Consider the following 19,776-nt stretch of genomic DNA (forward strand, 5'->3'; position numbering starts at 1 on the left):
ACAGGCATAGGATCTATTCTCAGGTATCCCCTGGAGTATACCCATACCCATTGTGGATTACTCCTTAATTGCCATTCATGTCACCCATTGTACACCGGCGGCATGCGCACAAGCGCTGCGTCTGAAAAACCACACTTTTTTTAGCGCTTAGCTCTACTCCCTGGGGGGTAAGGCGTTTTTTTGCACAAATCAGAGAGCGTATATCCATTGATTTACATCAACTTAAGGGCGCGGCGAGACGCTACCGTGGCGGCATTATCCCCTTCATGTTTGAGGTGTTTATGAGTGACTCTTCCGCTGCGGCACGTTCCACAAGCGGGTTGATTACCGACTGGCGACCTGAGGATGTTCAGTTCTGGCAGCGTACCGGCCAGCACACCGCCCGTCGTAATCTGTGGATCTCCGTGCCTTGTCTGCTGCTCGCTTTCTGCGTCTGGATGTTGTTTAGCGCAGTGGCGGTCAATCTGAATAAGGTGGGCTTTCGTTTTACCACCGATCAGCTGTTTATGCTGACCGCGCTGCCGTCGGTCTCCGGCGCGCTGCTGCGCGTACCGTACTCCTTTATGGTGCCGATTTTCGGCGGTCGTCGCTGGACGGCGTTCAGCACCGGCATCCTGATTATTCCGTGCGTGTGGCTGGGTTTTGCCGTGCAGGATCCTTCCACGTCCTTTGGCACGTTTATCATCATTTCACTGCTGTGCGGTTTTGCCGGGGCGAACTTCGCGTCCAGCATGGCGAACATCAGCTTTTTCTTCCCGAAACAGAAACAGGGCGGGGCGCTCGGTATTAACGGCGGTCTCGGCAACCTGGGCGTCAGCGTGATGCAGCTGGTCGCGCCGCTTGCGATTTCGCTCTCCATCTTCGCCGCGTTCGGCAGCGAAGGCGTTATGCAGGATGACGGCACGCGCCTTTATCTGGAAAACGCCGCGTGGGTGTGGGTGCCGTTCCTCGCGGTCTTTACGCTGGCGGCGTGGTTTGGCATGAACGATCTGGCGACTTCGAAAGCGTCTTTCCGCGCGCAGCTTCCGGTGCTTAAACGCGGTCATCTGTGGATGATGAGCCTGCTGTATCTCGCGACCTTCGGCTCGTTCATCGGCTTCTCGGCGGGTTTTGCGATGCTTTCAAAAACCCAGTTCCCGCAGGTGAATGTGATGCACTTTGCTTTCTTCGGGCCGCTGCTCGGCGCGCTGGCGCGCTCGGCAGGCGGGGCGATTTCTGACCGTCTGGGCGGTACGCGCGTAACGCTGGTGAACTTCATTCTGATGGCGGTGTTCAGCGCGCTGCTGTTTGTAACGCTGCCGTCAGGCGGTGTGGGCGGGAATTTTGCGGCCTTCTTTAGCGTGTTCCTGGCGCTGTTCCTGACCGCCGGGCTCGGCAGTGGTTCGACGTTCCAGATGATTTCGGTGATTTTCCGCAAGCTGACCATGGATCGCGTGAAAGCGGCAGGCGGCAGCGATGAGCAGGCGATGCGTGAAGCCGCGACTGACACCGCGGCGGCGCTCGGGTTTATCTCCGCGATTGGCGCCATTGGCGGGTTCTTTATCCCGAAAGCGTTTGGTACATCGCTGGCGCTCACCGGCTCACCGGCAGGCGCGATGAAAGTTTTCTTGGTGTTTTATATTGCTTGCGTAGTGCTGACCTGGGCCGTCTATGGCCGCAAATCAGCACGCTGACCCCTTAACCTTTTGGTTATCCTTTGCGCGGCCTGGCCGCGCTTTTTTTATGCCTGAGTTAGTTACAACATACTTATTGATGGCTTTAGCGTTTCAGTGCGGGCCGGGGGCGTTAAAACGGCAAATAAGCGTGGCGGAGATCACGTTCACTTTCAGACTACCCCTTAATACCCGACGGTTAACCGAAAGCGGTTAAAAAGGCGTCATTTCCATAAAAAATATATTATATACAAATAGTTAATTGATTGTTCTGTATCCCCCTTTGGAGGTAATGACATTTTGGGGTGCATTTTCTAAGCCAGACCGCGTTGATCGTTGTCAATTCTGCTGGCTAATCCACGCGTTACCGTCCCGTCCATTGAGCCAATGTCGATTTGACCAGAGAGCCAACAGGCTCCACACAGGAGAACACCCCGAATGAGTAAATTCCTGGACAGGTTCCGCTATTTCAAACAGAAAGGCGAAACCTTTGCCGATGGGCATGGACAACTTCTGGATACGAACCGGGACTGGGAAGAGGGTTACCGTCAGCGCTGGCAGCATGACAAAATTGTCCGCTCCACCCACGGCGTTAACTGTACCGGTTCCTGCAGCTGGAAGATTTACGTCAAAAACGGTCTGGTCACCTGGGAAACCCAGCAGACCGACTACCCGCGCACCCGCCCCGATATGCCGAACCACGAACCGCGCGGCTGCCCGCGTGGGGCCAGCTACTCCTGGTATCTCTACAGCGCCAACCGTCTGAAATATCCGCTGATGCGCAAACGCCTGATTAAACTGTGGCGAGAAGCGAAAGCGCAGCACAGCGATCCGGTGAACGCCTGGGCGTCCATCATGGAAGACAGCGAAAAAGCGAAAAGCTACAAACAGGCGCGCGGACGCGGCGGGTTTGTGCGCTCTTCCTGGCAGGAGGTGAATGAGCTTATCGCCGCCGCCAACGTCTGGACCGCCAAAACCTTTGGCCCGGACCGCATCGCGGGCTTCTCACCGATCCCGGCCATGTCGATGGTCTCTTACGCCTCCGGCGCGCGTTACCTGTCGCTTATCGGCGGTACCTGCCTGAGCTTCTATGACTGGTATTGCGACCTGCCGCCCGCCTCACCGATGACCTGGGGCGAACAAACCGACGTGCCGGAATCCGCCGACTGGTATAACTCCAGTTACATCATCGCCTGGGGCTCTAACGTTCCGCAGACCCGTACCCCGGACGCCCACTTCTTTACTGAAGTGCGCTACAAAGGCACCAAAACCGTCGCCGTTACGCCGGACTACGCCGAAATCGCCAAACTGTGCGATCTGTGGCTGGCGCCGAAACAGGGCACCGACAGCGCGATGGCGCTGGCGATGGGCCACGTGATGCTGCGTGAATTCCACCTCGACAAACCGAGCCAGTATTTCACCGACTACGTGCGCCGCTACACTGACATGCCGATGCTGGTGATGCTCGAAGAGCGTGACGGCTTCTACGCCGCAGGCCGCATGCTGCGCGCCTCGGATCTGGTCGATAACCTGGGCCAGGAAAATAACCCGGAGTGGAAAACCGTCGCGTTCGATAACCGCGATGGCGATATGGTCGCGCCGAACGGCTCTATCGGCTTCCGCTGGGGCGAAAAAGGCAAATGGAACCTGGAACAGCGCGATGGCACCACCGGTGAAGAGACCGAACTGCGTCTCTCGCTGCTGGGCCACCACGACGAGGTGGCAGAGGTTGGCTTTCCGTACTTTGGCGGTGAAAGCAGCGAACATTTCAACAGCGTGAAGCTTGAAAACATTCTGCTGCATAAACTGCCGGTGAAACGCCTGCAGCTTGCCGACGGCTCCAGCGCGCTGGTGGCGACGGTCTACGACTTAACGCTTGCCAACTACGGTTTGGATCGCGGTCTTGGCGATGGTAACTGCGCGGCGAGCTACGACGACGTGAAAGCCTATACCCCGGCCTGGGCCGAACAGGTGACCGGCGTGCCGCGCGCGCAGATTATTCGTACCGCACGTGAATTTGCCGATAACGCCGATAAGACCCATGGCCGTTCGATGATCATCGTCGGTGCCGGTATGAACCACTGGTATCACATGGACATGAACTACCGTGGGCTCATCAATATGTTGGTGTTCTGCGGCTGCGTCGGTCAGAGCGGCGGCGGCTGGGCGCACTATGTGGGCCAGGAGAAACTGCGTCCGCAAACCGGCTGGACGCCGCTGGCGTTCGCGCTGGACTGGAACCGTCCGCCGCGCCATATGAACAGCACGTCGTTCTTCTACAACCACTCCAGCCAGTGGCGATACGAATCCCTGACGACCGACGATCTGTTGTCGCCGCTTGCGGATAAATCGCGCTACAGCGGCCATCTGATTGACTTTAACGTGCGTGCCGAGCGTATGGGCTGGCTGCCGTCCGCGCCGCAGCTTGGCACCAACCCGCTGCGCATCAAAGCCGCGGCGGACGCCGCCGGCATGAGCCCGGTGGATTACACCGTGAACGCGCTGAAATCGGGCGACATTCGCTTTGCGGCCGAAGAGCCAGAAAACGGCAAAAACCACCCGCGCAACCTGTTCGTCTGGCGCTCTAACCTGCTGGGTTCTTCCGGTAAAGGGCATGAGTACATGCTCAAATACCTGCTCGGCACCGAAAACGGCATTCAGGGCAAAGATCTGGGCCAGCAGGGCGGCGTGAAGCCGGAAGAGATCGAATGGCAGGACAATGGCCTTGACGGCAAACTGGATCTGGTGGTGACGCTCGATTTCCGTCTCTCCAGCACCTGTCTCTATTCCGATATCGTGCTGCCGACCGCCACCTGGTATGAGAAAGACGATATGAATACCTCGGATATGCATCCGTTTATTCATCCGCTTTCCGCCGCGGTGGACCCGGCCTGGGAATCCAAAAGCGACTGGGAGATTTACAAAGGCATCGCGAAGAAATTCTCCGAGCTGTGCGTCGGCCATCTCGGCGTGGAAACCGACGTTGTCACGCTGCCTATTCAGCACGACTCCGCCGCCGAACTGGCGCAGCCGCTCGATGTGAAAGACTGGAAAAAAGGCGAATGCGACCTGATCCCTGGCAAAACCGCGCCGCACATCATTGCTGTACAGCGCGACTACCCGGCGACGTATGAGCGCTTTACCTCCATCGGCCCGCTGCTGGAAACCATCGGCAACGGCGGCAAGGGCATCGCCTGGAATACCCAGAGCGAAATGGATCTGCTGCGCAAGCTTAACTACACCAAGCAGGACGGCCCGGCCAAAGGCCAGCCGATGCTGAACACCGCGATTGACGCCGCCGAGATGATCTTAACGCTCGCGCCGGAAACCAACGGCCAGGTGGCGGTAAAAGCCTGGGCGGCGCTGAGTGAATTCACCGGCCGCGACCATACGCATCTCGCGCTGAACAAAGAAGAAGAGAAGATACGCTTCCGCGATATCCAGGCGCAGCCGCGCAAAATCATCTCCAGCCCCACCTGGTCCGGGCTTGAAGATGAGCATGTCTCGTACAACGCCGGTTATACCAACGTTCACGAGCTGATCCCGTGGCGTACGCTCTCTGGCCGTCAGCAGCTCTATCAGGATCACCCGTGGATGCGCGATTTCGGCGAGAGCCTGCTGGTGTATCGCCCGCCGATCGATACCCGTTCGGTAAAAGCCGTGATGGGGCAGAAATCCAACGGCAACCCGGAGAAGGCGCTGAACTTCCTGACGCCGCACCAGAAATGGGGCATTCACTCCACCTACAGCGACAACCTGCTGATGCTGACGCTGTCGCGCGGCGGCCCGATTGTCTGGATGAGCGAGGACGACGCGAAAGATCTCGGCATTGCGGATAACGACTGGATTGAAGTGTTTAACGCCAACGGTGCGCTGACCGCCCGTGCGGTGGTGAGCCAGCGTGTGCCTGCCGGGATGACGATGATGTACCACGCGCAGGAACGCATCGTGAATATTCCGGGCTCGGAAATCACCGGCCAGCGCGGCGGTATTCATAACTCGGTGACGCGCATCAGCCCGAAACCGACGCACATGATTGGCGGCTATGCGCAACTGGCCTACGGCTTTAACTACTACGGCACCGTCGGCTCTAACCGCGATGAGTTCGTGGTGGTACGTAAGATGAAGAACATTGACTGGTTGGACGGCGAAGGCAACGACCAGAAACAGGAGAGCGTAAAATGAAAATTCGTTCACAAGTCGGCATGGTGCTGAACCTTGATAAGTGCATCGGCTGCCACACCTGTTCGGTGACCTGTAAAAACGTCTGGACCAGCCGCGAAGGGATGGAATACGCCTGGTTCAACAATGTCGAAAGCAAGCCGGGCGTCGGCTTCCCGAACGACTGGGAAAACCAGGAGAAGTGGAAGGGCGGCTGGGTGCGCAAAATCAACGGCAAACTGCAGCCGCGCATGGGCGGCCGCGGGATGCTGCTCGGCAAAATTTTCGCCAACCCGCATCTGCCGGGCATCGACGATTACTACGAGCCGTTCGACTACGACTATCAGCATCTGCATAACGCGCCGGAAGGCAAACACCAGCCGATTGCCCGTCCGCGCTCGCTGATTACCGGCCAGCGGATGAACAAAATCGAAGCGGGCCCGAACTGGGAAGAGATCCTGGGCGGCGAGTTCGAAAAACGTTCGCAGGACAAAAACTTCGAGAACATGCAGAAGGCGATGTACGGCCAGTTCGAAAACACCTTCATGATGTATCTCCCGCGCCTGTGCGAGCACTGCCTGAACCCCGCGTGCGTGGCGACCTGCCCGAGCGGCGCGATTTACAAACGTGAAGAAGACGGCATCGTGCTGATTGACCAGGACAAATGCCGCGGCTGGCGTATGTGCATCACCGGCTGCCCGTACAAAAAAATCTACTTCAACTGGAAGAGCGGGAAGTCCGAGAAGTGCATCTTCTGTTATCCGCGTATCGAAGCGGGGATGCCGACGGTCTGCTCCGAAACCTGCGTAGGCCGCATTCGCTACCTCGGCGTGCTGCTGTATGACGCGGACGCCATCGAGCAGGCGGCGAGCACCGAGCATGAAACCGATCTCTATCAGCGCCAGCTGGATGTGTTCCTCGACCCGAACGATCCGGCGGTTATTGAACAGGCGCTGAAAGATGGCGTGCCGCAGAGCGTGATTGACGCGGCGCAGCAGTCGCCGGTGTGGAAACTGGCGATGGACTGGAAGCTGGCGCTGCCGCTGCACCCGGAATACCGCACGCTGCCGATGGTCTGGTACGTGCCGCCGCTGTCGCCGATTCAGTCTGCCGCCGACGCGGGCGAGCTGGGCCGCAACGGCATTCTGCCGGATGTCGACAGCCTGCGCATTCCGGTGCAGTACCTGGCGAACCTGCTGACCGCGGGCGATACCGCGCCGGTGCTGCTGGCGCTGAAACGCATGCTCGCGATGCGTCACTACAAACGTGCGGAAACCGTTGACGGCGTGAACGATACCCGCGCGCTGGAAGAGGTGGGCCTGACCGAAGCGCAGGCGCAGGAGATGTACCGTTATCTGGCGATCGCGAACTACGAAGACCGCTTCGTGGTGCCGTCGAGCCACCGTGAACTGGCGCACGACGCGTTCCCGGAACGTAACGGCTGCGGCTTCAGCTTTGGCGACGGTTGCCACGGTTCGGACAGCAAATTCAACCTGTTCAACAGCCGCCGCATTGATGCCATCGACGTGACGGTGAAAACGGAGCCGCGCCAATGACCGAACTGCTGATTATCTCCCGCCTGCTGGAGTACCCGGATGCTGCCCTGTGGCAGCATCAGCAGGAGCTGTTTGACGCGCTGGCAGAGACGCAACATCTGTCGCTGCAAAACGCCCATCATCTGGGCGTCTTTATCCGCGATCTGTTGCAGGAAGATTTGCTGGATGCGCAGGCGGCCTACGGCGAGCTGTTCGACCGCGGCCGCGCCACCTCGCTGCTGCTGTTCGAGCATGTGCATGGCGAATCGCGCGATCGCGGTCAGGCGATGGTGGATCTGCTGGCGCAGTATGAACGTGCCGGGCTTGTGCTCGACAGCCGCGAGCTGCCGGATCATCTGCCGCTTTACCTGGAGTATCTGGCGCAGCGTCCGGCGCAGGAGGCTATTGACGGCCTGCGGGATATCGCGCCGATTCTGGCGCTGCTCGGCGCGCGTCTTAAACAGCGCGAAAGTCGTTACGCGGTGCTGTTTGATCTGCTGATTGCGCTTTCTGACACGCAGGTGGATACCCACAAAGTGAGCGAGAAAATCGCCGATGAGGCGCGCGACGACACGCCGCAGGCGCTGGACGCCGTCTGGGAAGAAGAGCAGGTGAAATTCTTCGCCGACCAGGGCTGCGGCGAATCTGACATCGCCGCGCACCAGCGCCGCTTCGCCGGAGCGGTCGCTCCGCAATATCTGAATATCTCTGCCGGAGGACAGCAATAATGCACTTCCTGAATATGTTCTTCTTTAGTATCTACCCGTACATTGCCGGTACGGTATTTCTGGTGGGCAGCTGGCTGCGTTACGACTACGGGCAGTACACCTGGCGCGCCGCCTCCAGCCAAATGCTGGACCGCAAAGGGATGAACATGGCCTCAAACCTGTTTCATTTCGGGATCCTCGGGATTTTCTTCGGCCACCTGTTCGGGATGCTGACGCCGCACTGGATGTACGAATCGTTCCTGCCGATTGCCGTGAAACAGCAACTGGCCATGATCGCAGGCGGGATCTTCGGCGCGATGACGCTCGTTGGCGGCCTGCTGCTGCTCAAGCGTCGTCTGTTCAGCCCGCGCGTGCGCGCGACCTCGACCGGCGCTGATATTCTGATCCTGGCGCTGCTGCTGACGCAGTGTACGCTTGGTCTTATCACCATTCCGTTCTCCGCCCAGCATATGGACGGTAGCGAGATGATGAAACTGGTGGGCTGGGCGCAGAGCGTGGTGACGTTCCGCAGCGGCGCGGCTGAACATCTGGACGGCGTGGCGTTTATCTACCGCGTGCATCTGGTGCTCGGTATGACGCTGTTCCTGGTGTTCCCGTTCACGCGTCTGGTGCATGTCTGGAGCGCGCCGGTCGAGTATCTGACCCGCAAATACCAGGTGGTACGCGCGCGTCGCTAAGCTTTTTTCCGCAACGCCAAACGCCAGTCCCGTCGGGCCTGGCGTTTTTTTACGGCTTTACAGGCGGGGAATGGTGCTGCCCGCTTCTCTTTCTTTCCCTGATTTTCACCAGGCTAAAAAACGCTGTTGCCGGTGATGCCCATCATCAGGCCAGTGGCTCCTCCTCGTGCTGGGCTGGCTGAATCGACCGCGCCGTTCTGCTCTGGCGGCGAAACTCGCCCGGCGGCATACCCGCGTGTTTCGTGAAGGCCACGCTGAACGCGCTCGCCGACTGGTAGCCTGTTCGCAACGCAATCTGTTCGATGTTATCCTGGCCACTCATCAGGGCTTTTCTGGCAAGCGACATCCGCCAGAAGAGCAGGTATTGCATGGGCGACATGCCGACGGTCTCGCTGAAGGTGGCGAAAAAAGCGGAGCGTGACATCGCACACTCTCGGGCGAGATGCGCGATTTGCCAGTCCGCGCCGGGCTTATCATGGATGAGATGCAGGGCGGTGGCGATTTTTTCGTGCTGTAACCCGCGCAGAATACCCGCCGTTTTCGCGAGCTGCGGATCGCTTCGCAACGATTCCACCAGCAACAGTTGCAAAAGATGCGTCATCACCACGTCACGTCCGGGCCGCCGGTTCCTGCTTTCATCCAGCAGGAGTTCAAAGAGCGTGACGAAACGGCGCTGTCCTTTGATCAGAATTTCATTCGGTAGTAACGCGACGATAAGCGCTCTGTCCGGCGTGTCGAATTCACAGTGCCCCACATTCATCAGAAGCTCAGCCGGGCCCGTCGTTGCACCAATTCTCACGTGTCCATCGCTGAGGAGCGTTGGCACGGAGATATCGACAGGAGGCGTGGTGCCCGTGCTGGTGTTTTCAAAGGTGTAAGTGGCAGGGATCAGCATAAAATCGCCGGCCACCAGCCGCTCGGGCGCTTTACCGTTAATGTGCATCAGGCATTCGCCCTGCAACACGGCGCAGTAAAACGCCTCGCCGGCAGACTCGCGGAGAATACGCCACTGACCTGCGCCTTCAACGAGTTTTGCGCGCGTTGGCCTGGGGTTAAGCAAACCAACAATATCGGTTAACGGATCGGTCACTGGACGCTCTCTAAAGTTAAGCGGACTTCTGATTATATATTGTCCAGCTGGCGGCGGCTATGATTGCTGCTCTTGCCAACAGAGAGGATTAACCATGTCAACTGCACTGATTACCGGATGCTCTTCAGGTTTTGGGCTGGCCACAGCACAACTTTTTTTAGACAAAGGCTGGAATGTGATTGCCACCATGAGAACGCCCGATTCGTCGCTTTTTCCTGAAAGTGACAGGCTGACAATTTTGCCGCTGGATATTACGTCTGAGGAGAGTATTCGTGCCGTGGTGAAAAGGGCGGGCGCGATCGATCTGCTGGTGAATAATGCAGGCGTCGGCGCGCCGGTCCCGGTTGAACTGACGCCGCTTGCCACCGCGCAGCAGTTAATGAACACCAATGTTCTGGGCACGCTGTTATTGACTCAGGCCTTTCTCCCGCAAATGAGAGAACAAAAATCAGGGGTAATCATCAATGTGTCGTCTTCTGTCACCACCAAAGCGATGCCGCTGATTGGGCTTTATCGCGCCAGTAAAGCGGCGCTGAATGCCTGGAGCGAGTCATTAGCCCTTGAGGTTCGCCCCTTTGGTATTCGCGTTCATGTGGTGTTACCGGGGCGCTCGCCCGAAACGAAGTTTGGCGAAAATGCGCGGGCATATTTTGGCGGGCAGGACGATCGGGTGTACGGCGAGATGGTAAATGAATTTATCCGCATGGCGGGCGATGCCGCCTCGCCCGTGACGCACGCAGACGATGTGGCGAATGCCATTTTCACTGTGGCTTGCGATCAAAACGCGCTGCTATACACCGTGGCGGGTGAAGATGCCCTGCAATTTCTTAAAGAGGCGCAGCAGCGTTCACCGTTTGCTTGCTAATTAGCCGGGCGAAGGTGTGAAGGCACTGTAGGGTGGATAAGCGAAGCGCATCCATCGAAAGCAGATGATGCGACATGCTATTTCTCTGTCGCTCGACTCGAACCTTGTCGACGCTTCTCATCCTTCCCCGGTCCATGGCATATGCAAGATGGGAGAGTGTATGAGTCTGGGGAGATATTTGAAAGAGATGGTGGTGGGGGAAGGATTATTCGTCGCTACGCTCCTCACCCTTCGGGCCGTTGCCTGCGGCAACGTTGTCTCGCTGTCGCTCGACGCGAACCTTCGTCGAAGCTTCTCATCCTTCCCCGGTCCATGGCATATGCAAGATGGGTGTGTGTATTAGCAAGCGGGATATTTGAAAGAGATGGTGGTGGGGGAAGGATTCGAACCTTCGAAGTCTGTGACGGCAGATTTACAGTCTGCTCCCTTTGGCCGCTCGGGAACCCCACCACGGGGTAATTCATATTGTAGAGGTACTGCGTGAAATGGTGGTGGGGGAAGGATTATTCGTCGCTTCGCTCCTCACCCTTCGGGCCGTTGCCTGCGGCAACGTTGTCTCGCTATCGCTCGACTCGAACCTTATCAAAGGTTCTCACCCTTCCCCTGTAAGTTTTCTTATGAAGTAAACTTTACAAGGTAACCACGTGCAGTGGTTGAAAATGGTGGTGGGGGAAGGATTCGAACCTTCGAAGTCGATGACGGCAGATTTACAGTCTGCTCCCTTTGGCCGCTCGGGAACCCCACCACGGGGTAAAACGCTTTATTCCGCATTATCGTAGCAAGGAAGGATTATTCGTCGCTTCGCGACTCACCCTTCGGGCCGTTGCCTGCGGCAACGTTCTCTCACTACGCTCGAGTCGAACCTTCAAAGTCGATGACGGCAGATTTGCAGTCAGCTCCCTGATGTACGCTCGGGAACCCCACCACGGGGTAATGCTCTTTACTGGCCTGCCTCCGCTGCGGGAAGCGGGGCGCATCATACCAAATGTCGCGCCCCTGTAAAGCCTTCCGTTAGCGAATAACGATTGTTTGCGTACTTTTTGCCCGTAACGTTTTAAACCTAAACAGAAACGGGCAATGCCTTACAGAATAATCGTGCGGTTACCGTAAACAAACACGCGCTGAGCCAGCACCTGATACAGGGCGCGGCTGAGCACGTTTTTCTCAACGTCACGGCCCGCGCGCATCATATCTTCGGCGGTATACGTGTGATCCACATGAATCACGTCCTGCATGATGATCGGACCTTCATCCAGATTGTCATTCACATAGTGCGCGGTCGCGCCAATAATTTTCACGCCGCGCTCGTAGGCCTGGTGATAAGGGCGCGCGCCAATAAACGCCGGCAGGAACGAGTGATGAATATTAATTATCTTGTTCGGGAAGCGGGCGACGAAATCTGGGGTCAGGACGCGCATGTATTTCGCGAGAACCACGTAATCCGGCTCGTGCGCCGCGATGGCGTCTGCCATCTGTTTATCGTGTGCTTCGCGGGTCAGCCCTTCATGGCTTACCAGTTCAAACGGAATATCGAAACGCTCAACCAGCGGGCGCAGCGTTTCATGGTTGCCGATGACCGCAGCGATGTCGACATCCAGACCGCCGTAGTTGGCTTTCATCAGCAAATCACCGAGGCAGTGCGCCTCTTTGGTCACCAGAATGACGATGCGGCGGCGTCCGGCCGGGTTCAGCTCGCGAACGGAACCTGCAGGCAGAGCGCTGTCGAGATCGGCAAGCAGTGTGGCGTCGTTAAAAATTCCTTCCAGCTCGGTACGCATAAAAAAGCGGCCGGTGCGGTGATCGACGAACTCATTGTTCTGCACAATGTTCAGCTCGTGCTTGTAGCAAATATTGGTGATGCGCGCGATGAGCCCTTTCTGATCCGGGCAGATGGTACGCAGTACTTTACGTTGTAATGCTTGCATTGCAGGGGTGATCCTGTTGAAGGTTTGCCAGTGTGTTGTCAGTCAGCGGTTTATTGCCCGCAACACTTTTTAAATTTTTTCCCGGAACCGCACGGGCACGGATCGTTGCGCCCGAAAACCGGACGGGTGCCGTCGATATAGTACCAGCGGCCCTGTTCACTGAGAAAACGCGACCGCTCGATAATTGCGCCCGATTTGCCATTTTCCTGGAAACGCGCCACAAAACTGACGTACGCTTCGTTTTCGGTATGACCAGGCGCTTCTTCAAAAATCGTCAGGCCAAGCCACTGTGTATGGGCAAAACCCGCTTCAATATCGGCGCGAAAACGGTCTGCCTGGCAGGCGGGATGCCAGGTCTTTATCAAATACTCCGCATTTTTCATCACGAAAGCGCAGTAGCGAGAGCGCATAAGCTGTGATGCCAGGGCTGCGCTCTTGTTACCAGAAAGATAAGGCTGGCAACATAGGCTATACTCCAGAGCGCTACCGCAAGGACAAAGTTGCGACACGATTTCTCCTTGAGGACAAAATTAAGGCGTTAAACGCCACAGCGGCACTATGTTAACCGAGCGACGGCCTTGATGCCACGCCGCCGCCAGAGATGCAGACTTTTACGCCCGTGGCGCCTGATGCCTGGGCGAACACACACAGCAAGGCTTAGCCTTACACAAAGGTATAAAATAAAGTATTCACATGCTGCAGTTTATCTTTTGGTCACAGGGCACTATCACTCCCGCTATATTGCGCCAGGCGCAAAAGCGTTATGTTTCTTCCTGTTGCGCTGACATTCTTCGGGCAATTCTGACAGGCACAGCCCGCCTGAGCATGCCAAACTTGGCAACAAGTCATTCAGGGGGGGAGAGATGACGCAACCATTAGCCGGCAAACAGATCCTCATCGTTGAAGATGAAGCCGTTTTTCGTTCAATGCTTGATGCATGGCTATCATCGCTGGGCGCGCAGACCCATCTTGCTGAAGATGGCGTTGACGTGCTGGAGCAAATGCACGACGCCGCGCCCGATCTGCTGATTTGCGATCTGGAAATGCCGCGCATGAATGGCCTGAAGCTGATCGAGCGTCTGCGCAACGACGGCAATCAAACCCCGATTCTGGTCATCTCCGCGACGGACAATATGGCGGATATCGCCAAAGCGCTGCGCCTTGGCGTGCAGGACGTGCTGCTAAAACCCGTCAAAGATTTTAACCGGCTGCGTGAAACCGTTTACGCCTGTCTCTATCCCAACATGTTTAATTCGCGGGTTGAGGAAGAAGAGCGGTTGTTTCAGGACTGGGACGCGCTGGTCAATAATCCTCACGCCGCCGCGAAGCTGCTGAAAGAGTTGCAGCCGCCGGTGCAGCAGGTGATGTCGCACTGCCGGGTGAATTATCGCCAGTTAGTCGCCGCGGATGAACTGGGACTGGTGCTGGATATTGCGCCAATTTCCGACAACGACCTGGCGTTTTATTGCCTGGATGTGACGCGCGCTGGCGACAACGGCGTGCTGGCCGCGCTGTTATTACGCGCATTATTTAATGGTTTGCTTCAGGAACAACTCTCGCAACAGCGGCAGCGTTTACCCGAGCTTGGGGCTTTACTTAAGCAGGTAAATCAATTGTTGCGCCAGGCAAATTTGTACGGGCAATTTCCTTTGCTGGTCGGTTATTACCACAGCGAATTAAAAAACCTCATATTAGTCTCAGCCGGTCTTAACGCGACGTTAAATACCGGAGATAACCAAATTCAGCTCAGTAATGGTGTCCCTTTGGGCACTCTGGGTAATACTTACTTAAATCAAATCAGCCAGCGCTGCGAAGCCTGGCAGTGTCAGGTCTGGGGTGCAGGTGGTCGCTTAAGACTCATGTTGTCTGCAGAATGAGCATTTGATTTATCTGATGCAGATAGCTTTTCCAGGCTGTCTGCACGGGTGGTAATATCGCGTCAGTTTTCTTCGTATTTGTCCTAAATTGCCATGACGTAAGGGTATTCAGACTCTTTCCCCATTTTTTAACTGATATACTCGAACGCGTTTTTAATTGACGAACAAGTGTGAAACTTGAACAGTCCAGGAGAATATTCAATGGCTGCCATTAATTCGAAAGTGAAAAAAGCAGTAATCCCTGTTGCGGGATTAGGAACCAGGATGTTGCCGGCCACTAAGGCGATTCCAAAAGAGATGCTGCCGCTGGTGGATAAACCGTTAATTCAGTATGTGGTTAATGAGTGTATTGCCGCTGGCATTACTGAGATTGTTCTGGTCACTCACTCCTCAAAAAATTCCATCGAAAACCACTTCGATACCAGTTTTGAACTCGAAGCGATGCTGGAAAAACGCGTGAAGCGCCAGCTGCTGGAAGAAGTGCAGTCTATCTGCCCGCCGCACGTGACCATCATGCAGGTGCGTCAGGGCCTCGCAAAAGGTCTGGGCCATGCGGTGATGTGCGCGCATCCGGTTGTCGGCAACGAGCCGGTAGCGGTCATTCTGCCAGACGTTATTCTCGATGAATTTGAATCCGACCTCTCCCAGGACAACCTGGCAGAAATGATCAAACGTTTCGATGAGACTGGCCGCAGCCAGATCATGGTTGAGCCGGTAGAAGACGTGACTGCCTACGGCGTGGTGGACTGCCAGGGCGCGCAACTGCAGCCGGGCGACAGCGTACCGATGGTGGGCATCGTTGAGAAACCGAAAGCCGACGTGGCACCGTCCAACCTCGCGGTTGTTGGTCGTTACGTGCTCGGCGCTGATATCTGGCCTCTGCTGGCGAAAACGCCTCCGGGAGCAGGTGATGAGATCCAGCTGACCGACTCCATCGCGATGCTGATGGATAAAGAAACCGTCGAGGCGTACCACATGAAAGGCAAAAGCCACGATTGCGGTAACAAACTGGGTTACATGCAGGCCTTTGTGGAATACGGAATTCGCCACAATACGCTGGGTGAAGAGTTCAAAGCCTGGCTTAACGACACCGTCGGCGACAAGAAGTAATTAATCACCCGGGACAACGTAATGAAAGTAACCGTATTTGGTATTGGCTATGTGGGGCTGGTACAGGCCGCTGTACTGGCGGAAGTTGGTCATGACGTTATGTGTATTGACGTCGACGCCAACAAGGTTGAAAACCTGAAGAAAGGGGTTATCCCTATCTATGAACCAGGCCTCACGCCGCTGGTGAAGAAAAACTACGAAGAAGGGCGTCTGCATTTCAGCACCGACGCCGCAGAAGGCGTAAACCACGGCGTGATGCAGTTTATCGCCGTAGGCACGCCGCCTGATGAGGACGGCTCTGCCGACCTGAAATATGTCACCGCCGTGGCGCGCACTATCGCCCAGCATATGACCAGCCATAAAGTCGTGCTGGATAAATCTACCGTTCCGGTTGGCACGGCGGATAAAGTGCGTCAGGTAATGAGCGAAACGCTGAAAGCGCGCGGTGTGGATTTCCCGTTCGATGTGGTTTCCAACCCCGAATTCCTCAAAGAGGGTGCCGCGGTTGCCGACTGCATGCGTCCTGAGCGTATCGTGGTTGGGACGGACAACGACGACGTGGTCGAACTGCTGCGTGAGTTGTATGAGCCGTTCAACCGCAATCACGATCGCATGATCCTGATGGATATCCGCAGCGCCGAGCTGACGAAATATGCCGCCAACTGCATGCTGGCAACCAAAATCAGCTTCATGAACGAGATCTCAAACCTGGCTGAGCGCCTGGGCGCGGATGTCGAGAAAGTGCGTCAGGGCATCGGCTCCGATTCCCGTATCGGCTACCACTTTATCTATCCTGGCTGCGGCTACGGCGGCTCCTGCTTCCCGAAAGACGTTCAGGCGCTGATCCGCACTGCTGAGCATATCGGTTATGTGCCGCGCCTGCTGAAAGCGGTAGAAGACGTCAACAACGATCAGAAGATGAAGCTGCCAGAATTTATTCGTCGTCATTTCGGCGAGAATCTGGAAGGTAAAACCTTCGCGGTCTGGGGGCTTTCTTTCAAACCAAATACTGACGATATGCGCGAAGCCTCAAGCCGCGTGCTGATGGAAGAGCTGTGGAAACATGGCGCCACCGTTCAGGCTTACGATCCGGAAGCGATGGATGAAACCCAGCGTATTTACGGTCACCGTGCAGACTTACGTTTGATGGGCACCAAAGAAGCGGCGCTGCAGGGCGCGGACGCGTTGATTATCTGCACCGAGTGGCAGGCATTCCGCGCGCCGGATTTTGATTTCATCAAAAATTCCCTGAAAGAACCGGTTATCTTTGATGGCCGTAACCTGTATGATCCGGCAAGGCTCAGCAAACGCGGCTTTGTTTATTATGCAATCGGCCGTGGAGCATCCATTAACATTGCATAATTAATGAGGATCGTATGAAATTTCTGGTTACCGGCGCAGCGGGCTTTATTGGTTTTCATGTTAGCGAACGTCTGCTGGCAGCCGGTCACCAGGTTATCGGTATCGATAACCTGAATGACTATTATGACGTCAACCTCAAACTTGCCCGCCTCAATCTTCTTAAACAACACACTGCTTTTTATTTCGAAAAAATTGATCTGGCAGACCGTCAGGCAATGGAAACGTTATTTGCACAGCATCAGCCGCAACGCGTCATTCATCTTGCCGCACAGGCTGGCGTGCGTTATTCACTGGAAAATCCACATGCCTATGCGGATGCCAACCTGACCGGGCATTTAAACGTGCTGGAAGGTTGCCGCCACCATAAGGTTGAGCATTTATTATACGCATCTTCCAGCTCCGTTTACGGTCTTAACCGTAAAATGCCATTTTCTACTGACGACTCTGTCGATCATCCGGTTTCTTTATATGCGGCGACCAAAAAAGCCAATGAGCTGATGTCGCATACTTATTCGCATCTGTATGGCTTGCCGACCACAGGGCTGCGCTTTTTCACCGTATATGGCCCCTGGGGGCGTCCGGATATGGCGCTCTTTAAATTTACGCAGGCAATTGTCAAAGGCAGCAGCATTGATGTTTATAATCACGGCCAGATGCGACGCGATTTTACTTATATCGACGATATTGCTGAGGCGATTGTCCGGTTGCAGGATGTTATTCCGCAGGCAGACCCGCAGTGGACCGTAGAAAACGGTTCTCCGGCCACCAGTTCCGCGCCGTACCGTGTTTATAATATCGGCAACAGTTCTCCCGTTGCGTTAATGGATTATATTTCCGCCCTGGAAATAGCGCTGGGCAAAGAAGCGCAGAAAAATATGCTGCCGATGCAACCGGGTGATGTGCTTGAGACGAGTGCCGACACCTCCGCACTCTATGAGGTGATCGGGTTTAAGCCGCAGACCAGCGTGGAAGAGGGCGTTAAACGCTTTGTGACGTGGTATAAAGCGTTTTATAACGTAGAGGCGTAGTCCTCCACTGTTATTGTCTCAAATCGCCTCTCGCTTGTTATGAGAGGCCTTAAAACAAAAAACCCGCCGAGGCGGGTTTTTTAATACAGCACCAAAAGCACTGTCTGAACGAAATTAATCCTTGATCAGGAAATCGTCCAGCTGTTTGCCTTGCTCGTCGATTGCTTTTTTGATCACGGCAGGCGTGCGGCCCTGGCCGGTCCAGGTTTTGCTTTCGCCGTTTTCGTCGGTATAACGATATTTGGCCGGACGTGCAGCACGTTTAGCTTTAGTACCGGTTTTAGCGGCAGACATGCTGTTCAGTAATTCATTCGGATCAATACCGTCAGCAATCAGCATTTCACGGTACTGCTGTAATTTGCGAGTACGTTCTTCGATTTCCGCAGCGGCAGCGCTTTCTTCTTCACGGCGCTCATTTACAACCACTTCTAATTTCTCCAGCATCTCTTCCAGAGTTTCCAGAGTACATTCTCTCGCCTGTGCACGAAGAGTACGGATGTTGTTCAGAATTTTAAGTGCTTCGCTCATTGTAGTAATCTCAAACTTATAATGGGGTGGTGTGTTGAGCTAATAATAGAGCCTTAAATTCAGTTCTGCAATAGGCCGAAATGTAAGGAAGTCAAAATATCGGATTATTTGTGCGCGTTTAATAAAGCGATACTTAAATTTTTCTTGAAGTAACGCACAAAGTTACCCATGTAAAAACTGCCCTGATAGCGGGGCCGCCAGGTACGAATTCACCAGAGAAACACCATTTTTTAAGGGATTATTATCCGCATCAGTAAATATCTCGCCTCTGTATTAGTGGAACACTCATCAATCGCTGACCGCTGCTTATTAGAATAGCCAGCACGTTATGCCTATTTGATTAACAGGCTAAAATGGCCGCGGTCTCCACAGTTTATCCACAATAAGAGCCATAAATGTGTTTCAAAGTGTTGAGCGGGCGGCTTTTCGCCACTCGCTATATAAGGATGGCTTGCGATGAGCCGAGAGTTGCATGCCCCTTACAGAGAATATGATACACTGGCTGCGACTAACCAACACTTAAGCCAGGGTTATCGAGCAGATGGCGCAACTTTATTTTTACTATTCGGCGATGAATGCCGGTAAATCTACAGCATTACTCCAGTCTTCATATAACTACCAGGAAAGGGGAATGCGTACCCTTGTTTATACCGCGGAAATTGATGATCGTTTTGGCGCAGGAAAGGTGAGTTCCCGTATAGGATTATCCTCGCCAGCAAGACTTTATAATGCGCATACGTCTTTATTTGAAGATATTCGCGATGCGCATCAGGAAGCCCCCGTTCATTGCGTGCTGGTGGATGAAAGTCAGTTTCTGACCCGCGATCAGGTTTACGCCCTTTCTGAAGTCGTCGATAAGCTGGATATACCCGTGCTCTGTTATGGCCTGCGTACGGATTTTCGTGGTGAACTCTTTGGAGGAAGCCAGTATTTGCTGGCATGGTCTGACAAACTGGTAGAGCTGAAAACCGTCTGCTTTTGCGGTCGTAAAGCGGGCATGGTGCTCCGTCTCGACCATGAGGGCCGGCCTTATAATGAAGGCGAACAGGTCGTCATTGGTGGTAATGAGCGTTATGTGTCGGTGTGTCGTAAGCATTATAAAGAAGCCCTGGAAAAGGGCTCCTTAAAAGCGATTCAGGGCCGCTAAAAGACTTTGGCCTGCGCCCCCCATGAGTCCAACTGAACAAGCCTCACGATTGCGCTGAGGCTTTTTTATGAATACGGCCATCTGACCGTTA

At 55.2% G+C, this 19,776-nt stretch carries 15 protein-coding genes, 2 tRNA genes and 3 other RNA genes; 11 read left to right on the top strand and 9 right to left on the bottom strand.

All coding sequences use genetic code 11. From position 1 onward, the window contains the following. Window positions 1-281 precede the first annotated feature (281 nt). The 5 genes from CSK29544_RS13910 (at window position 282) to narI (ending at window position 8,753) form a co-directional block, all read left to right on the top strand. On the top strand, window positions 282-1,673 hold the full coding sequence (locus tag CSK29544_RS13910) for a NarK family nitrate/nitrite MFS transporter (RefSeq protein ID WP_029039148.1): 1,392 nt from the start codon (window positions 282-284) through the stop codon (window positions 1,671-1,673). A gap of 417 nt (window positions 1,674-2,090) precedes the next feature. Continuing rightward, a complete protein-coding gene (locus CSK29544_RS13915; protein ID WP_029039149.1) occupies window positions 2,091-5,837 on the top strand; it encodes a nitrate reductase subunit alpha in 3,747 nt (1,248 codons plus the stop codon). Beyond that, complete coding sequence (gene narH / locus CSK29544_RS13920) at window positions 5,834-7,369, top strand: nitrate reductase subunit beta (RefSeq protein ID WP_007890044.1); 1,536 nt, start codon at window positions 5,834-5,836, stop codon at window positions 7,367-7,369. The genes CSK29544_RS13915 and narH overlap by 4 nt, the downstream gene beginning before the upstream one ends. Further along, window positions 7,366-8,076, top strand: coding sequence for a nitrate reductase molybdenum cofactor assembly chaperone (narJ, locus tag CSK29544_RS13925; RefSeq protein ID WP_007890043.1), 711 nt, complete (start codon window positions 7,366-7,368; stop codon window positions 8,074-8,076). The genes narH and narJ overlap by 4 nt, the downstream gene beginning before the upstream one ends. Beyond that, a complete protein-coding gene (gene narI, locus CSK29544_RS13930; protein ID WP_004386024.1) occupies window positions 8,076-8,753 on the top strand; it encodes a respiratory nitrate reductase subunit gamma in 678 nt (225 codons plus the stop codon). The genes narJ and narI overlap by 1 nt, the downstream gene beginning before the upstream one ends. Window positions 8,754-8,898: 145 nt before the next feature. On the opposite strand, the gene CSK29544_RS13935 is transcribed toward narI, so the two are convergent. Further along, entirely contained in the window at window positions 8,899-9,843 is a 945-nt protein-coding gene (locus CSK29544_RS13935; RefSeq protein WP_007890041.1) for an AraC family transcriptional regulator, read from the bottom strand. A gap of 94 nt (window positions 9,844-9,937) precedes the next feature. Here CSK29544_RS13935 and CSK29544_RS13940 point away from each other — a divergent pair, with 94 nt between their 5' ends. Continuing rightward, window positions 9,938-10,708, top strand: coding sequence for an SDR family oxidoreductase (locus CSK29544_RS13940; protein ID WP_029039150.1), 771 nt, complete (start codon window positions 9,938-9,940; stop codon window positions 10,706-10,708). Window positions 10,709-10,896: 188 nt separating this feature from the next. Here the strand turns inward: CSK29544_RS13940 and CSK29544_RS23020 are convergent. The 7 genes from CSK29544_RS23020 to CSK29544_RS13960 all read right to left on the bottom strand — a co-directional run bounded on the left by CSK29544_RS23020 (window position 10,897) and on the right by CSK29544_RS13960 (window position 13,142). Next, a non-coding RNA gene (locus CSK29544_RS23020) (RtT sRNA) lies at window positions 10,897-11,028 on the bottom strand. A 45-nt stretch (window positions 11,029-11,073) separates the two neighbouring features. Next, window positions 11,074-11,158 (bottom strand) — tRNA-Tyr (locus CSK29544_RS13945). A 36-nt stretch (window positions 11,159-11,194) separates the two neighbouring features. Continuing rightward, window positions 11,195-11,325: non-coding RNA, RtT sRNA (locus CSK29544_RS23025), on the bottom strand. Window positions 11,326-11,368: 43 nt separating this feature from the next. Further along, window positions 11,369-11,453 (bottom strand) — tRNA-Tyr (locus CSK29544_RS13950). A 28-nt stretch (window positions 11,454-11,481) separates the two neighbouring features. Further along, window positions 11,482-11,622, bottom strand: a non-coding RNA gene (locus CSK29544_RS23030) — RtT sRNA. A gap of 168 nt (window positions 11,623-11,790) precedes the next feature. Continuing rightward, entirely contained in the window at window positions 11,791-12,633 is an 843-nt protein-coding gene (gene purU, locus CSK29544_RS13955; protein WP_004384993.1) for a formyltetrahydrofolate deformylase, read from the bottom strand. Between the two features lie 50 nt (window positions 12,634-12,683). Further along, window positions 12,684-13,142 (bottom strand): YchJ family protein, encoded by a 459-nt coding sequence (locus CSK29544_RS13960; protein ID WP_015386618.1) that lies wholly within the window; start codon window positions 13,140-13,142, stop codon window positions 12,684-12,686. Window positions 13,143-13,496: 354 nt separating this feature from the next. Here CSK29544_RS13960 and rssB point away from each other — a divergent pair, with 354 nt between their 5' ends. The 4 genes from rssB to CSK29544_RS13980 all read left to right on the top strand — a co-directional run bounded on the left by rssB (window position 13,497) and on the right by CSK29544_RS13980 (window position 18,010). Beyond that, a complete protein-coding gene (gene rssB, locus CSK29544_RS13965; protein WP_007890039.1) occupies window positions 13,497-14,510 on the top strand; it encodes a two-component system response regulator RssB in 1,014 nt (337 codons plus the stop codon). A gap of 201 nt (window positions 14,511-14,711) precedes the next feature. Beyond that, window positions 14,712-15,620 carry a UTP--glucose-1-phosphate uridylyltransferase GalU gene (gene galU / locus CSK29544_RS13970; protein ID WP_007850600.1) on the top strand — a complete coding sequence of 303 codons (909 nt, stop codon included), beginning with the start codon at window positions 14,712-14,714 and terminating at the stop codon, window positions 15,618-15,620. 21 nt (window positions 15,621-15,641) lie between these two features. Then, on the top strand, window positions 15,642-16,982 hold the full coding sequence (locus CSK29544_RS13975) for a UDP-glucose dehydrogenase family protein (RefSeq protein ID WP_004384996.1): 1,341 nt from the start codon (window positions 15,642-15,644) through the stop codon (window positions 16,980-16,982). A gap of 14 nt (window positions 16,983-16,996) precedes the next feature. Then, window positions 16,997-18,010, top strand: coding sequence for an NAD-dependent epimerase (locus CSK29544_RS13980; protein WP_007890036.1), 1,014 nt, complete (start codon window positions 16,997-16,999; stop codon window positions 18,008-18,010). Between the two features lie 114 nt (window positions 18,011-18,124). Here the strand turns inward: CSK29544_RS13980 and hns are convergent, their stop codons facing one another. Beyond that, window positions 18,125-18,538 (bottom strand): histone-like nucleoid-structuring protein H-NS, encoded by a 414-nt coding sequence (gene hns, locus CSK29544_RS13985; protein WP_007679581.1) that lies wholly within the window; start codon window positions 18,536-18,538, stop codon window positions 18,125-18,127. Between the two features lie 541 nt (window positions 18,539-19,079). On the opposite strand from hns, the gene tdk reads away from it, so the two are divergent. Beyond that, window positions 19,080-19,685, top strand: a complete 606-nt coding sequence (gene tdk, locus CSK29544_RS13990; RefSeq protein WP_007850597.1) for a thymidine kinase — start codon at window positions 19,080-19,082, stop codon at window positions 19,683-19,685. Window positions 19,686-19,776: the final 91 nt, after the last annotated feature.

Origin of the sequence: Cronobacter sakazakii (assembly GCF_000982825.1) — a bacterium.
In the GTDB taxonomy this organism is placed as follows: Bacteria; Pseudomonadota; Gammaproteobacteria; order Enterobacterales; family Enterobacteriaceae; genus Cronobacter; species Cronobacter sakazakii.

What these genes read in the sequence shown, in the direction of transcription:
- narI (WP_004386024.1), top strand. Translation starts at nt 8,076, where the DNA reads ATGCACTTCCTGAATATGTTCTTCTTTAGTATCTACCCGTACATTGCC.
- CSK29544_RS13975 (WP_004384996.1), top strand. Translation starts at nt 15,642, where the DNA reads ATGAAAGTAACCGTATTTGGTATTGGCTATGTGGGGCTGGTACAGGCC.
- CSK29544_RS13980 (WP_007890036.1), top strand. Translation starts at nt 16,997, where the DNA reads ATGAAATTTCTGGTTACCGGCGCAGCGGGCTTTATTGGTTTTCATGTT.
- CSK29544_RS13915 (WP_029039149.1), top strand. Translation starts at nt 2,091, where the DNA reads ATGAGTAAATTCCTGGACAGGTTCCGCTATTTCAAACAGAAAGGCGAA.
- galU (WP_007850600.1), top strand. Translation starts at nt 14,712, where the DNA reads ATGGCTGCCATTAATTCGAAAGTGAAAAAAGCAGTAATCCCTGTTGCG.
- narH (WP_007890044.1), top strand. Translation starts at nt 5,834, where the DNA reads ATGAAAATTCGTTCACAAGTCGGCATGGTGCTGAACCTTGATAAGTGC.
- purU (WP_004384993.1), bottom strand. Translation starts at nt 12,633, where the DNA reads ATGCAAGCATTACAACGTAAAGTACTGCGTACCATCTGCCCGGATCAG.
- rssB (WP_007890039.1), top strand. Translation starts at nt 13,497, where the DNA reads ATGACGCAACCATTAGCCGGCAAACAGATCCTCATCGTTGAAGATGAA.
- narJ (WP_007890043.1), top strand. Translation starts at nt 7,366, where the DNA reads ATGACCGAACTGCTGATTATCTCCCGCCTGCTGGAGTACCCGGATGCT.
- CSK29544_RS13910 (WP_029039148.1), top strand. Translation starts at nt 282, where the DNA reads ATGAGTGACTCTTCCGCTGCGGCACGTTCCACAAGCGGGTTGATTACC.
- hns (WP_007679581.1), bottom strand. Translation starts at nt 18,538, where the DNA reads ATGAGCGAAGCACTTAAAATTCTGAACAACATCCGTACTCTTCGTGCA.
- tdk (WP_007850597.1), top strand. Translation starts at nt 19,080, where the DNA reads ATGGCGCAACTTTATTTTTACTATTCGGCGATGAATGCCGGTAAATCT.
- CSK29544_RS13940 (WP_029039150.1), top strand. Translation starts at nt 9,938, where the DNA reads ATGTCAACTGCACTGATTACCGGATGCTCTTCAGGTTTTGGGCTGGCC.